This is a genomic window from Polaribacter sp. L3A8 (assembly GCF_009796785.1).
Classification (GTDB): Bacteria; Bacteroidota; Bacteroidia; order Flavobacteriales; family Flavobacteriaceae; genus Polaribacter.
Window position 1 is genome coordinate 3,200,432 of sequence record NZ_CP047026.1, and the last position, 14,430, is coordinate 3,214,861.

The window sequence follows — 14,430 nt, forward strand, 5'->3', positions numbered from 1 at the left end:
TAAAGGTAGTTGTAAAAGGGCTAATAGAACTTGATTTTTTATTTTAACAAAGTATTTGTTTTTGTTTGCTTCTTTAAGGTTTTTTTAAGTCGTAAATTTGTCTTTCAAAACTATTTTATGGAGTTAAAATTCTTTAAAAAATCATTACCAACACTTATTTTTTTAATAATTGTTTCAGCGATCACCCTTCCTGTATTTTATCATTTATTAAAAGTAGATAATCGTCTTAAAATTTACAACCCAGTAGATGTAAACCCGAGATTGGTAGACGAAAGTATGTTACATATTACAAAAAATCACACAGTAGCAGATTTTAAACTTATCAACCAAAATGGAAAAACCATTACAAATGATGATTATAAAGATAAAATTTACGTAGCAGATTTCTTTTTTACACGCTGCCAAACTATTTGTATTGCAATGGCTTATAATATGAGTGAATTGCAAGAATATTATAAAGATGATAACGATATTATGTTTTTGTCTCATTCCGTAACTCCTGTAATAGATAGTGTTTCCGTATTAAGGGAATATGCAGATAGAAAAGGGGTTATAGATGGAAAGTGGAATGTTACTACTGGTGCTAAAAAACACATTTATGAGTTGGCTAGAAAAAGTTATTTTGCTGTAACCGATGAAGGCGATGGAGATGAAAACGATTTTATACATACAGAACAGTTTGTGTTAGTGGATAAGGAACAGCGTATCCGTGGTTATTATGATGGTACCGAGAAGAAAGATATGGAAAAGTTAAAAAAGGATATAGTTTTGTTAAAAGAAGAATATGCTTCTAAATAACTTGTTTAGAATCATTCTAAATTCTTATATTTGCCTTCCAAATTAAATTCATTGAGCACAATAGCTACATTACGTAAGGGAGAAATTGGGTATATTTCTGAAGAGTCTTTAGATTTTATTCCATTAAAATTACTAGAAATGGGTTGTTTGCCTGGTGCTGAGGTTCAGTTAGTTCAAATAGCTCCGTTAAAAGACCCTATTTATATTTGTGTAAACGGAAGTCATTTGGCTATAAGAAAAGAAACAGCTTCTAAAATTATAATCCTTAAAGCAAATTTGTAATGTCTAAAAATGATATAAAAGTAGCTTTAATAGGGAATCCAAATACAGGAAAAACATCACTCTTTAATCAGCTTACAGGTTTAAATCAAAAAGTTGGTAATTATCCAGGTATTACTGTCGATAAAAAAGAAGGAGTTAGTAAATTATCTGCTACTCAGAATGCAATTATTACAGATTTACCAGGAACTTATAGTATCAATCCAACTTCTATGGATGAAAGTATTGTTTTAAAAACACTACTTAAAAAAGACATAAAAGAATCGCCAGACGTTATTTTGGTGGTTGCGGATATAGAAAACTTAAAAAGAAACTTATTACTTTTTTCTCAAATTAAAGATTTAGAAATACCTACAGTTTTGGCAATCAATATGGTTGATCAAATGCATAAAAAAGGAATTACTATTGATTTATCTTTATTAAAAAAAGAGTTAAATACAGAAGTTATTTTAATAAGTGCAAGAAAAAATGAAGGAATTAATGATGTAAAAGCGGCTATTATTCGCTGTCATGTGGCAGCAAAGGCTTCTCCGCTTTGCGGAATAGATCATAAAATAGATCCCGATTATTTTGCAAAATTAAAAGAAGTTAGCCCTAATTATTCTTTGTATGAATTGTGGTTAATGATTACTCAGAATAATTACCCTGAAACTGTTACTAAAGAAGAAAAAGAAAAATTATTAGCATTTAAAAAAGATGTTTCTAAACTAAAGAGATATCAACATAAAGAAACAATTTACCGTTATCAAGAAATTAATAAAATTCTAAAGAAAACATATATAGTTGATAAAACGAAAGCAACCGATTTACGTGGTAAATTAGATAGAGTATTTACACATAAGTTTTTTGGGTACTTTTTCTTTGTCTTTTTGTTGTTAGTTATTTTTCAATCTGTTTTCGATTGGGCTTCTGTACCAATGGATTTTATTGATGCTACTTTTGCTGAAATTGCAGATTTTGCAAAAGGTAATTTACCAGCAGGAATGCTTACAAACCTATTAACAGAAGGAATCATTCCAGGTATTGGAGGTGTCATTATATTTATACCACAAATTGCCATTCTATTTCTATTTATCGCCATTTTAGAAGAAACAGGATATATGAGTCGTGTTGTGTTTTTAATGGATAAAATTATGCGACGTTTTGGTATGAATGGTAAAAGTATCATTCCGTTAATTTCTGGAACAGCCTGTGCAATACCTGCAATTATGGCAACCAGAACAATTGCTAGTTGGAAAGAACGTTTAATTACCATCTTGGTGGTGCCTTTTACAACATGTTCTGCACGTTTACCTATTTATGCAATTTTAATTTCGCTGATAATTCCAAATAAAAAAATATTCGGATTCTTAAATTTACAAGGTTTAGTTTTATTGTCATTATATGCATTGGGTTTTACAACAGCAATTATTGCAGCGTATATTTTACATAAAACATTAAAAATAAAATCGAAGTCGTTTTTTGTAGTAGAAATGCCAAACTACAAGCTACCATCTATAAAAAATGTATTTTTTGAAGTTATAGAAAAAACAAAGTCATTTGTTTTAGAAGCAGGTAAAATCATTTTGGCACTGTCTATTATTCTTTGGTTTTTAGCATCAAACGGACCAAGTTCTTTTGAGAATGCTGAAAAAAACACGATTGAAAACGTTGCAAATCAAAATTTACCTGACCAAGAATTACAACAAAAAATAGCATCTGCAAGATTAGAGAATTCTTATATTGGTATTTTAGGTAAAACAATAGAGCCAGCAATTAGGCCTTTAGGGTATGATTGGAAAATAGGAATTGCTCTAATAACTTCATTTGCTGCAAGAGAAGTATTTGTTGGTACTTTGGCTACTATTTATAGTGTAGAGGCAGGCGATGAAAACACTTCTACTATTAAAGAAAAAATGAGGTCTGAAGTGAATCCGGAAACCGGCGAAAGCAGATTTAATTTTCCTGTAGGAATGTCTTTAATGGTTTTTTACGCATTTGCAATGCAATGTATGGCAACATTAGCGATTGTTAAGAGAGAAACAAAGACATGGAAATGGCCACTAATACAACTTTTCGGTATGGGCTTATTGGCTTATGTGGCATCATTTATAACCTTTCAAATTTTAAGTTAATGCAAGAAATTATCGCTTATATATTAGTAGCACTGGCTGTTGTCTTTTTATTAAGAAAATATATTTTTCCTTCTAAAAAGAATAAAGGATGTGGTACAGATTGTGGTTGTTAATATTTTAGCTAACACTAATTCACCCATTTATTAAATTCATTTTTTTATTAATTTCTTTAAAATTATGTTTTCTGAAACAAGGAGCCTTGTTTTTTTACTTGTGATTTATGTAATTAACTTTTGAATTTTTAGTATGTTTAACACAAAATTAATAACAGATTCGTGTAAGGTTTTTTATTTTTGATGACTTACATTTTAATCATATTATAAATTATAAAAAATGAAGAAAACAATTTTATCCTTTGCAGTTTTTGCAATTGCAATTATGTCATCAACAGATAGTGTAGCTCAGAAATTTCCAAGATTAGATGTGAGTCCTATGGATGCAGCTACGTACCCAAATGATTGGAAAAACGCAGATAAGTTAGTAAAAGTTATATACGGAAGACCACAGTTAAAAGGGAGAGACTTGTCTACTTTAGCAGAGGTTTCAGATAAAGGTGTTTGGAGAACTGGTGCAAATGAAGCTCCAGAAGTTACTTTCTTTAAGGATGTGTTGTTTGGAGGAGAAGAAGTAAAAGCGGGTACATATACGTTGTTTAGTATTCCTGCAGAGAATGAATGGACGTTGGTGCTTAGTTCTGTTAGAAATGTTTGGGGGCATTATACATATGATAAGAAAGATGATGTTCTTAGGGTTTTTGCTAAAGTTTCTAAATCAGAAAAAACCATTGAAGCTTTTTCAATTGTTTTTAATGAAGATAAAGATGATGTAGTAAATATGTACTTAGGTTGGGGTAATACAATAGTTTCTATTCCTGTACAAGAAGTTGTAGAATAGTAATTGCTGCCCTTGTAATTGCTATATTTATAGAGAGCTCCTTTAGCTGCTCTATGTTAAAAAAGCTTTAAATTATTTTGTTTTCTAAATTAGGAAACAAAATAATTTAAAGCTTTTTTATTTGTCTTAACAATGGAATAATGTAGTTGTTAAGTGTATTTCTGTAAGAATGCAATAACGAGAATAAATAATTTAAAATTAATTATTTACCCATAGGAATTACTATAATACCAGAGAATTTTTCTTGAAACTTCATTAAATCTTTATCAGCTTCTAATTTTGTTTTATAATTACCTACTTGTACCTTCCATTCTGGCGCATTATAGACCAATTTTGAAAAAATTCCAGGAAATTCTACTTTAAAACGGGCTATAAACGTTCTTGCCTTTGCTTCATTTCCATTATAAAGTTGAATTCTATAACCAAATCCGTAGGTGCTATTAAAGCTTCTTTTTTTAGAAATTATACTTTTAATTTCTGCAGGCTCATTAGTTTTGTTCTGAGAAAAAGAACTGTAACTTGTTGTTAATAAAACAATCAAAAACGAAAGCGCTGTTAATTTAATATTCATACTATTTAATTTTGTACAAAAATAACGACTAGTTTAGAAATAAATTAGGTTAAGCGCTTATTTAGATTAATTATAAATTATGTTTAACATTCTTTTAGCTTTTCAGATTTTAGGAAGAAGTAGTACTTTTGTCAAACGGAAAAAAATGACTTATATCATTTTATATTAGATATTTTTAAACAAAGTTTAAGTATGAAAAGTGTAGAATTGCACAATAGACTAACCACATTACTTCTAAAGAGTTTTACTTTTCTCCTAATTTTTGCATTTAGCGTATCTGCGTATTCACAAGATGTAGATGAGGCACGTCAAAAAGAAGGGAAAAAATTATTTAAATCGTTATGTGCTTCTTGTCACAAGTTAGATAAGAAATTAGTAGGACCAGCTTTAGGCGGGGTAGAAGAGAGAAGAGAAAATGATTGGTTAAAAGCTTGGATTAAAAATAATGCAGAGCTTAGAGCATCGGGAGATGCGGACGCTAATGAAATATTTGACGAGTATAAAGGAGCTGCAATGACTGCTTTTCCTCAGTTGTCAGATAAGAACATAGATGACCTTTTGTATTACACAACTGTTGGTGAGCTTAAAAAGAAAGCTGCTGTAGCAGATGCTGTTGCAACTACAGGTTCTTCTTCTGAAGCACCAGGTTGGTTAATTTATATATTAGCTGCTGCTATTATTGTTGCCTTCTTAATGATTGCTAGTTTGTTAAAACAAGTAAATGAATTAAAAGGAAACACTGCACCTGGAGAAAGTTCTAATCTTAAAAGAGATTTACATGAACTTTGGGCAGGATTAAAGAAGAACACTTTCTTAAAAGTTTTAGGGACAATATTCTTGTTGTTGGTTGGTGCTTATTTTGTTTTTGGTACTTTATTTAAAGTGGGTGTTGATCAAGGATATCAACCAATTCAGCCAATTGCATTTTCACATAAAATACATGCAGGAGATAATAAGATAGATTGTCAATATTGTCACTCATCAGCAAAACATAGTAAAACATCTGGTATACCATCTGTTAATGTTTGTATGAATTGTCATAAAAACATATCTGAAGTTGCAGATGATACAGTTGTAGAATTAGAAGACGGTGTTGTTCTTGGCAAACCAGAATTAGATCTTGAAATTGCAAAAGTATATACAGCTGCTGGTTGGGATGCAGATAACTTAGAGTATACTGGTAAAACTGCGCCGATTAAATGGGTGAGAGTTCATAACTTACCAGATTTTGTATACTATAATCATTCGCAACACGTAACGGTTGCAGGGTTAAAATGTCAGAAATGTCATGGACCTGTAGAAGAAATGGACGAATTATATCAATATTCTCCATTAACGATGGGTTGGTGTATCGATTGTCATAAGGATACTAAAGTGGATTTAAAAGGTAATGATTATTACAAGAAAATTCATGAAGACTTGGCAAAGAAGTACAATGTAGATCAAGTTACCATTGCACAATTAGGTGGTAAGGAATGTGGTAAATGTCACTACTAGTTAAAAAGAATTAAAAATTAAAAGATTAAAAACTGAATGTAATTTTTAGTTTAAATCTTTCAATCATTAAATAAAAAGTATAAATGGCTTCAGACAAAAAATACTGGCAAAGTGTTGAGGAACTTAAAGGTAGTTCTATTGTTGAAACGTTAAGTAAAAACGAATTTGTAGAAGAAATTCCTACGGATGAGTTTTTAGGTGATAAAGAAACATTAGAGAATTCTTCTACTTCACGTAGAGACTTTTTAAAATATGTTGGTTTTACTACAGCTGCTGCATCATTAGCTGCTTGTCAAGGACCAGTTAGAAAGGCTATTCCTTATGTTGTAAAACCAGACGATATAACTCTTGGAGTTGCAGATTGGTACGCAACTTCTATGGCAGATGGATACGATTTTGCAAACGTTTTAGTTAAAACACGTGAAGGTCGCCCTATTCAAATAATGCCCAATAAAGAAGCAAACGGAACAACAAGCGCAAGAGTACAAGCAGCGGTTCTTTCTTTATATGATGAAAAATTACGTTTAAAAGCACCTACTAAAGGTGGTGAATCTATTTCTTGGTCAGCCGCTGATAAAGAAATTGGTGCTAAATTAAACGAGTTAAAAGAAGCAAATAAACCTGTTGTTTTATTAACGGGAACAATGGCTAGTCCATCTACAGATAAAATTGTTTCAGAATTTATAGCTGCAAATCCAAATGTAAAACATGTTGTTTACGATGCTATTTCAGAATCTGGAGCAGCAGATGCTTTTATGGCAATGTACGGTAGACGTGTATTACCAAACTATCATTTACAAAATGCTAAAACAATTGTTTCTTTTGGTGCAGATTTTCTTGGAGACTTTCACGGAGGATTAGAAAAACAATTTATTGCAGGTAGACAACCAGCAAAAGGACACATGTCTTACCATGTGCAGATTGAAAGTAACATGTCTTTAACAGGTGCAAATTCTGATAAAAGAGTGGTTGTAAAACCTTCTGATCAAGTATTTGCATTATTGAATTTATATAACGCTATTACAGGAGCTAACGTTCCTTCTAAAGCAACTTCTATAGATGCAACAATTAAAAAATTAGCTTCAGACTTAAAGAAAGCTGGTTCTAAAGCGGTTGTATTAACAGGGTTAAATGATAAAAATGCACAACTAATTGCATTAGCAATTAACAAAGCATTAAATAGTGAAATTATTGATGTAAACAACACATTAAATATCCGTCAAGGAAATGATGCTGAAGTTGCTCAATTAGTTTCTGATATGAAAGCAGGTAAAGTTGCAGGATTAATTTCTTACAATGTAGATCCTATTTATTCATTATCAAGTTCATCAGATTTTTCTGAAGGATTAAAAAAATTAGAATTATCAGTAGCATTATCAACAGAAAATAATGATACCGTAAACGCATCTAATTATGCATTGCCAACTCCACACTTTTTAGAATCTTGGGGAGATACTCAATTTGATGAAGTAACTTATGGTTTAATGCAACCAACAATTCAGCCATTATTTAATACACGTCAGGTTCAAGACACGTTATTAAACTGGACTGGAAATGCAACAAAATATTACGATTATTTAAAATCTTTTGCTACTACTACTATTTTAGTTGGTGGTTCTTGGAACAAAGCCTTACATAATGGTTTCTTTACAAAAGAAGTTGTTGTTTCTGAAGCTGAGTTACCAGAGATATCTATTTTAGATGCTGCAGCTAAACTTTCTAGTGCTGCTAAAAAAGCATCTGGTTTCGAATTAAACTTATATACTAAAACTGGTTTAGGTGATGGTAAGCAAGCAAACAATCCTTGGTTACAAGAATTTCCAGATCCAATTACAAGAGCTTCTTGGGATAATTACTTAATGATGTCTATGGCTGATGCCAGAGAATTAGGTTTTTCTAATCCTGTAAAAGATAACGGTGCTATAAATGGTGATTATGCCAAAGTATCTGTTAACGGTGTTGATGTTGTTGTTCCGGTAATGGTACAACCAGGTCAGGCAAAAGGTTCTGTAGGTTTAGCATTAGGTTATGGTAAAACGTTTGGTTTAAATAAAGAAATGCAAGTTGGTGTTAATGGATATCCATTATACAAAAACGGAAACAATATTCAATACGGAGTTACTATAGAAAAAGTATCTGGAACACATAAGTTTGCTTGTACACAAGTACAAAAAACAATTGCTGGTCGTCATGATATTTTAAAAGTAGCTTCTTTAAAAGATTATAACAGTAGTGCAGATCCAAAACATTCTTGGAACAAGCCTGCTTTTGTATCTTATGATCATCAAGAAGTAGAAGCAAAAACGATAGATTTATGGGATGAGCACAACAGAGAAGTTGGTCATCACTTTAACTTATCAATAGATTTAACATCTTGTACTGGTTGTGGTGCCTGTGTTGTTGCATGTCATGCAGAAAACAATGTACCAGTTGTAGGTAAAAGAGAAGTTAGAGTTGGTAGAGATATGCACTGGTTGCGTATAGATAGATATTATTCTTCTGAAATAGCTACTCGAGAAGAGGCTAAAGCACAAGGATTAAGCGGAGGAGACTTATATAAAGCTATCGAAACGGAAGCTGAGAATCCAGAAGTTACTTTTCAACCAATGATGTGTCAGCACTGTAATCATGCTCCTTGTGAGACTGTTTGCCCAGTTGCAGCAACATCACATGGTCGTCAAGGTCAAAATCAAATGGCATATAACAGATGTGTAGGTACAAGATATTGTGCAAACAACTGTCCATATAGAGTTCGTCGTTTTAACTGGTTTCAATACTCAGACAATAATGAGTTTGATTTCAATATGAACAATGACTATGGTAAAATGGTTTTAAACCCAGATGTTGTAGTTCGTTCTAGAGGAGTTATGGAGAAATGTTCTATGTGTATTCAAATGACACAAGCAACAATTCTAAAAGCTAAGAAAGAAGGAAGAGCTATTAATACAGATGAGTTTGAAACAGCTTGTTCTTCTGCTTGTACTACAGGAGCTATGGTTTTTGGAGATGTTAACAACAAAGAAGATGAGGTAGCGGCATTAGCTGCAGATGATAGATCTTATCACGTCTTAGATTACTTACAAACGAAACCGAATGTAGTATATCAAGTTAAAATTAAAAACACAAACGAAGCGTAAAGGAATAAGAAGTGTTAAGATGTAATAGTCGGTCACTTTTAACCTTTGAAATTAAATATAAAAACTAAGTAATTAAAATATGTCTCATTACGAAGCACCCATAAGGGAACCTTTAGTATTAGGTGATAAAAGTTATCACGATATTACAGAAGACATTGCAAAGCCTATTGAAGGAGCTGCAAATAAAAACTGGTACATAGCATTTTATATTTCTTTGGCAGCAATGCTTTGGGGATTTGGATGTATTTTTTACACCGTAGGTACTGGTATTGGAGTCTGGGGATTGAACAAGAACATTGGATGGGCTTGGGATATTACTAACTTTGTTTGGTGGGTAGGTATTGGTCACGCAGGAACATTAATTTCTGCAGTACTATTATTATTCCGTCAAAAATGGAGAATGGCAATTAACCGTTCTGCAGAAGCAATGACAATTTTTGCTGTTTTTCAGGCAGGATTGTTTCCTATTATTCACATGGGTAGACCATGGAATGGATATTGGGTATTGCCAATGCCAAATCAATTTGGATCATTGTGGGTAAACTTTAACTCGCCATTATTATGGGATGTTTTTGCTATATCAACATATTTATCTGTATCATTAGTTTTCTGGTGGACAGGTTTATTACCAGATTTTGCAATGATTAGAGATAGAGCTGTGAAACCTTTTCAAAAGAAAATATATGCTTTATTATCATTCGGTTGGTCTGGAAGAGCTAAAGATTGGCAACGTTTCGAAGAAGTATCTTTGGTTCTTGCAGGTTTAGCAACTCCACTAGTACTTTCTGTACATACAATTGTATCTATGGATTTTGCTACATCTATTAACCCAGGTTGGCACTCAACTATTTTTCCTCCTTATTTCGTAGCAGGAGCAATCTTTTCTGGATTTGCAATGGTACAAACGTTATTAGGAGTAATGAGAAAGGTTACTAATTTAGAAGATTATATTACACGTATGCACATTGAGTATATGAACATTGTAATTATCTTAACAGGTGGTATTGTAGCTGTAGCGTATGCAACAGAATTCTTTATTGCTTGGTATACAGGTTCACCTTATGAAAACTATACCTATTTATCTGTAGGGGCTGCAACTGGTCCTTATGCTTGGGCATTCTGGTCATTATTGATATTCAATATCTTTACACCTCAGTTATTATGGATTAAGAAATTTAGAAGAAGTTTTATAATTACTTTTATTATTTCTATCGCAATTAACATTGGTATGTGGTTTGAGCGTTTCGATATTATTGCAATTGTATTAAGTAAAGGTCATTTACCATCTACATGGTGGCGTTTTGAACCTACGTTTGTAGATGTTGGTATTTTTGTTGGAACAATAGGATTCTTCTTTGTATTATTCTTATTGTATGCAAGAACATTCCCAGTTATCGCACAAGCAGAAGTAAAAACTATTTTAAAATCTTCTGGTGAATTTTACAAGAAGAGAAGAGAACAAGGGATACCTACTAAACCAGCTATTAACGTAGCAAATGCAGCAGGAACATCTGATAAATCTAATAAAGAATAATTATGGAATCATCAAAAGTTATTCACGCATTTTATAATGATGACGAAGTTCTAATGGACGCAGTGAAAGCTGTTAAAGCAGAACATCTTCATATAGAGGAAGTATTTTGTCCTTTTCCAGTACATGGTTTAGACAAAGCAATGGGATTAGCTCCTACAAGATTGGCAATTACTGCATTTTTCTACGGAATTACAGGATTAGCTTTTGCTATCTGGATGACTAATTACATGATGATACAAGATTGGCCACAAGACATTGGTGGAAAGCCTAACTTTTCTTGGTGGACTAACATGCCAGCATTTGTGCCAATTATGTTTGAATTAACAGTGTTTTTTGCAGCCCACTTAATGGTAATTACTTTTTATATGAGAAGTAGAATATGGCCATTTAAAGAAGCAGAAAACCCAGACCCAAGAACTACAGATGATCATTTTTTAATGGAAATACCTGTAAACAATAATGAAGCTAAAATTACCGCTTTATTAGCAAAAACAGGAGCTGTAGAAATTAATGTAGTAGACAAGCACTAATATATAGATAATGAAGAATTTTAAATTAATTATCGCTTTAGTTACTCTTACAAGTATCATTTCTTGTAATGATAAACGTACGCGTCAATTGCAATATATGCCAGATATGTATGTGTCTGTTCCTTATGATGTAAATGGAGCAAATGGTTTAAATGGAGAACCTGTGAACTCTAAACCTGTTGCAGGTACAATACCAAGAGGAGGACATCCTTCTTATGACATTCCTGACACAAATGAAGGGTATGAATTGGCTAAAACGACAAGAACGAATCCGTTAGAAGCAAATGAAGCGAATTTAACGAACGGAAAAGCGATGTATGATATTTACTGCATATCTTGTCATGGAAAAAATGGTGACGGAAATGGAGTTCTATCTCAAAGGGATAAATTTTCTGGTATTCCTAACTATAAAGATAGAGATATTACCGCAGGTAGTATTTACCATGTAATTATGCACGGTAAAAACTTAATGGGGTCACATGCATCTCAAACAACGTATACAGAGCGTTGGCAGATAGTACAATACGTAGAAAAATTACGTTCAGAATTATAATTACAATACGTAGAAAAATTACGAAAAGATATGTATCAATTCTCAGGTAAATTAAAAACATTCTCATTAGCACTAATTATTGTTGGTTTAGTGGGAATTGCTTATGGTTTTTATTCAGCACCTAAAACGGTTGAAGAAGCTAAAGAAATTATTGCTCAACAAGCTAGTCATGGTGATAGTCATGCAACTTCTCATGAAGTAGCTAAAACAGATGAGCATAAAGATGAAAGTCATTCTGCAAAAGAAGGACATCATGAAGTTGTAAAAGATGCTCACGCTACAGCAGACACTCATGGAGAACACCATGATGATGCACATGCAGAACATGTTTTACATCAATTAAAAAATAAACCTTGGTCAGCTTTATACGTATCGTTATTCTTCTTTTTAGGAATTACTTTATTAGTATTAACTTTTTATGCTATTCAAAGAGTTGCTCAAGCAGGTTGGTCTATTGTTCTTTTTAGAGTTATGGAAGCAATAACAGCTAATTTAGTACCAACATCTATTGTAATGGTTTTGGTTGTAATTTCAGCTGTGATGCATTGGAATCATATGTTCCCTTGGATGGGAGAAGGTATTTTCGATCCAACAAGTCCTAACTACGATCCTATAATTGATGGTAAATCTTGGTGGATTAATGTTCCAGGTTGGGCTATTAGAAGTATTATCTATTTAGCTATATGGAATGCGTACAGATGGTTTATCCGTAGAAATTCTATTAAAGAAGATACAGTTGATGACAATAACAAAACATATAAGTTAAGTTATAATGTTTCTGTTGGTTACATTTTCTTATTTATGATTACAGAAACTTTAATGTCTTGGGATTGGATTATGGGTCTTGATCCTCACTGGTTCTCTACATTATTTGCATGGTATGTATTAGCAAGTTTACTTGTAAGTGCATTAACTGTAATTGCTTTTGTAACAATTTATTTACGTTCTAAAGGTGCTTTGCCAGCTGTAAATGATAGTCATATTCATGATTTAGCTAAATATATGTTTGGTTTTTCTGTATTCTGGACTTATTTATGGTTCGCTCAGTTTATGTTAATTTGGTATGCAGATATTCCTGAAGAAACCACTTACTTTGCAATGAGGTTTAATGAATACAATTTACCATTTTTAGCAATGGTTGTTATGAATTTTGTTTTTCCAATATTGTTATTATTAAATAGTGATTTTAAAAGTATTCCTTGGTTTGTGGTTATTGGAGGTATCGTTATCCTTGCCGGACATTATATTGATATCTTTGTAATGGTTATGCCAGCAACTGTTGGTGCTCAATGGTCATTTGGTATTCCAGAAATTAGTTCATTATTGTTCTTTTTAGGAGTCTTTATTTATGCTACTTTTAATGCATTTGCTAAAGCAAATCCTATACCAGTAAAGAATCCTTTCTTAGGTGAAAGTGAACATTATCATTATTATAATATTGAACACAGAGGTGAAGGTTCAGGAGATCATCATTAATAAATAATTTAAATTAAAATAATTAAGACGAGATAAATATGCTAGCTCTATTTTATATTTTTATAGCTGTTGCAATCGGTGTAAGTTTCTGGCAGATTACCAGAATAATGAACTTAAGAAGCGTAATTGCTACTGATAAAGACAATGCTACCCAAGGTAGAAATGCCATATACTTTATGGTGTTTTTATATGCAATGATGATTTATTGTTTAATCTTCATGAATGTTGTGATGTTACCAGAATCTGCTTCTTTTGAAGGAGAACATGATGATAACCTTTTTGATATTACATTTTGGTTAATCGGTATCGTACAATTTTTAATGCAGTTTATACTTTTCTACTTTACTTTTAAATACAAAGGTGAAAAAGGTAAGAAAGCAAAATTTTATTCTGATAGTCATAAATTAGAAGCTATTTGGACGATAACTCCAGCGGTAGTTTTAGTGGTTTTAATCGGTTACGGATTATGGCAATGGAATAATGTTATGGACTTATCTGATTTAGAAGATCCTGTTGTTATAGAAGTGTATTCTCAACAATTTAGATGGGATGCTCGTTATGCAGGAGAAGACAATACACTTGGTTTAGGTAACGTAAATTACATTAAAGGTATTAACACTTTGGGTGTTGATATGACAGATAAAAATTCATTAGACGATAAACAAGTTACTGAATTGTATTTGCCAAAAGGTAGAAAAATTCATTTCAAGTTCCGTTCTCAAGATGTTTTGCATTCTGCATACATGCCTCACTTTAGAGCACAAATGAATTGTGTTCCTGGTATGGTTACTCAATTTGGTTTTACACCAAAGTATACTACCGAAGAAATGAGACAACAACCTGAAGTAATTGAAAAAACGGCAGGTATCAATAAAATTAGAAAGGCAAAAGGAGAAGATCCTTATGTATTTGACTACCTTTTATTGTGTAATAAAATTTGTGGAGCTTCTCACTATAACATGCAAATGAAAATTACTGTTGTAGAGCCAGAAGAATACGACAAATGGATTGCAGAGCAACCAACATTAGCTTCAGTTATTAAATAAT

General features: G+C 32.1%; 13 protein-coding genes. 12 read left to right on the forward strand and 1 reads right to left on the reverse strand.

Features of this window, described 5'->3' with window-relative positions; all coding sequences use genetic code 11:
- The first annotated feature begins 117 nt into the window (after window positions 1-117).
- The 5 genes from GQR92_RS13060 to GQR92_RS13080 all read left to right on the forward strand — a co-directional run bounded on the left by GQR92_RS13060 (window position 118) and on the right by GQR92_RS13080 (window position 4,085).
- Complete coding sequence (locus GQR92_RS13060) at window positions 118-798, forward strand: SCO family protein (protein WP_158840233.1); 681 nt, start codon at window positions 118-120, stop codon at window positions 796-798.
- Between the two features lie 51 nt (window positions 799-849).
- Window positions 850-1,080, forward strand: coding sequence for a FeoA family protein (locus GQR92_RS13065; RefSeq protein WP_105049930.1), 231 nt, complete (start codon window positions 850-852; stop codon window positions 1,078-1,080).
- Window positions 1,080-3,191 (forward strand): ferrous iron transport protein B, encoded by a 2,112-nt coding sequence (feoB, locus tag GQR92_RS13070; protein WP_158840235.1) that lies wholly within the window; start codon window positions 1,080-1,082, stop codon window positions 3,189-3,191. Before GQR92_RS13065 ends, feoB begins: the two co-directional genes overlap by 1 nt.
- On the forward strand, window positions 3,191-3,304 hold the full coding sequence (locus GQR92_RS13075) for a FeoB-associated Cys-rich membrane protein (RefSeq protein WP_158840237.1): 114 nt from the start codon (window positions 3,191-3,193) through the stop codon (window positions 3,302-3,304). The genes feoB and GQR92_RS13075 overlap by 1 nt, the downstream gene beginning before the upstream one ends.
- A 220-nt stretch (window positions 3,305-3,524) precedes the next feature.
- Window positions 3,525-4,085 carry a DUF2911 domain-containing protein gene (locus tag GQR92_RS13080; RefSeq protein WP_158840239.1) on the forward strand — a complete coding sequence of 187 codons (561 nt, stop codon included), beginning with the start codon at window positions 3,525-3,527 and terminating at the stop codon, window positions 4,083-4,085.
- 202 nt (window positions 4,086-4,287) lie between these two features.
- Here GQR92_RS13080 and GQR92_RS13085 read toward each other — a convergent pair whose 3' ends face one another.
- Window positions 4,288-4,656 carry an SPOR domain-containing protein gene (locus GQR92_RS13085; protein ID WP_158840241.1) on the reverse strand — a complete coding sequence of 123 codons (369 nt, stop codon included), beginning with the start codon at window positions 4,654-4,656 and terminating at the stop codon, window positions 4,288-4,290.
- Between the two features lie 192 nt (window positions 4,657-4,848).
- Between GQR92_RS13085 and GQR92_RS13090 the strand changes: the two genes are divergently transcribed.
- From GQR92_RS13090 to GQR92_RS13120, 7 genes are all read left to right on the forward strand, one after another.
- On the forward strand, window positions 4,849-6,153 hold the full coding sequence (locus GQR92_RS13090) for a c-type cytochrome (RefSeq protein WP_158840243.1): 1,305 nt from the start codon (window positions 4,849-4,851) through the stop codon (window positions 6,151-6,153).
- 83 nt (window positions 6,154-6,236) lie between these two features.
- Window positions 6,237-9,290 carry a TAT-variant-translocated molybdopterin oxidoreductase gene (locus tag GQR92_RS13095; RefSeq protein WP_158840245.1) on the forward strand — a complete coding sequence of 1,018 codons (3,054 nt, stop codon included), beginning with the start codon at window positions 6,237-6,239 and terminating at the stop codon, window positions 9,288-9,290.
- Window positions 9,291-9,369: 79 nt separating this feature from the next.
- Entirely contained in the window at window positions 9,370-10,824 is a 1,455-nt protein-coding gene (gene nrfD, locus GQR92_RS13100; RefSeq protein ID WP_158840247.1) for an NrfD/PsrC family molybdoenzyme membrane anchor subunit, read from the forward strand.
- A 2-nt stretch (window positions 10,825-10,826) separates the two neighbouring features.
- Window positions 10,827-11,354: a DUF3341 domain-containing protein gene (locus tag GQR92_RS13105; protein ID WP_158840249.1), complete on the forward strand. Its 528-nt coding sequence runs from the start codon at window positions 10,827-10,829 to the stop codon at window positions 11,352-11,354.
- A 10-nt stretch (window positions 11,355-11,364) separates the two neighbouring features.
- Window positions 11,365-11,907 carry a c-type cytochrome gene (locus GQR92_RS13110; protein WP_199269142.1) on the forward strand — a complete coding sequence of 181 codons (543 nt, stop codon included), beginning with the start codon at window positions 11,365-11,367 and terminating at the stop codon, window positions 11,905-11,907.
- 30 nt (window positions 11,908-11,937) lie between these two features.
- A complete protein-coding gene (locus GQR92_RS13115) occupies window positions 11,938-13,383 on the forward strand; it encodes a quinol:cytochrome C oxidoreductase (RefSeq protein ID WP_158840251.1) in 1,446 nt (481 codons plus the stop codon).
- A 38-nt stretch (window positions 13,384-13,421) separates the two neighbouring features.
- Window positions 13,422-14,429, forward strand: coding sequence for a cytochrome c oxidase subunit II (locus tag GQR92_RS13120; RefSeq protein WP_158840253.1), 1,008 nt, complete (start codon window positions 13,422-13,424; stop codon window positions 14,427-14,429).
- The last annotated feature ends 1 nt before the right edge of the window (window position 14,430 follow it).

Coding starts and splice junctions, on each gene's coding strand:
- GQR92_RS13060 (WP_158840233.1), top strand. CDS start 118: ATGGAGTTAAAATTCTTTAAAAAATCATTACCAACACTTATTTTTTTA.
- feoB (WP_158840235.1), top strand. CDS start 1,080: ATGTCTAAAAATGATATAAAAGTAGCTTTAATAGGGAATCCAAATACA.
- GQR92_RS13075 (WP_158840237.1), top strand. CDS start 3,191: ATGCAAGAAATTATCGCTTATATATTAGTAGCACTGGCTGTTGTCTTT.
- GQR92_RS13080 (WP_158840239.1), top strand. CDS start 3,525: ATGAAGAAAACAATTTTATCCTTTGCAGTTTTTGCAATTGCAATTATG.
- GQR92_RS13085 (WP_158840241.1), bottom strand. CDS start 4,656: ATGAATATTAAATTAACAGCGCTTTCGTTTTTGATTGTTTTATTAACA.
- GQR92_RS13090 (WP_158840243.1), top strand. CDS start 4,849: ATGAAAAGTGTAGAATTGCACAATAGACTAACCACATTACTTCTAAAG.
- GQR92_RS13095 (WP_158840245.1), top strand. CDS start 6,237: ATGGCTTCAGACAAAAAATACTGGCAAAGTGTTGAGGAACTTAAAGGT.
- nrfD (WP_158840247.1), top strand. CDS start 9,370: ATGTCTCATTACGAAGCACCCATAAGGGAACCTTTAGTATTAGGTGAT.
- GQR92_RS13105 (WP_158840249.1), top strand. CDS start 10,827: ATGGAATCATCAAAAGTTATTCACGCATTTTATAATGATGACGAAGTT.
- GQR92_RS13110 (WP_199269142.1), top strand. CDS start 11,365: ATGAAGAATTTTAAATTAATTATCGCTTTAGTTACTCTTACAAGTATC.
- GQR92_RS13115 (WP_158840251.1), top strand. CDS start 11,938: ATGTATCAATTCTCAGGTAAATTAAAAACATTCTCATTAGCACTAATT.
- GQR92_RS13120 (WP_158840253.1), top strand. CDS start 13,422: ATGCTAGCTCTATTTTATATTTTTATAGCTGTTGCAATCGGTGTAAGT.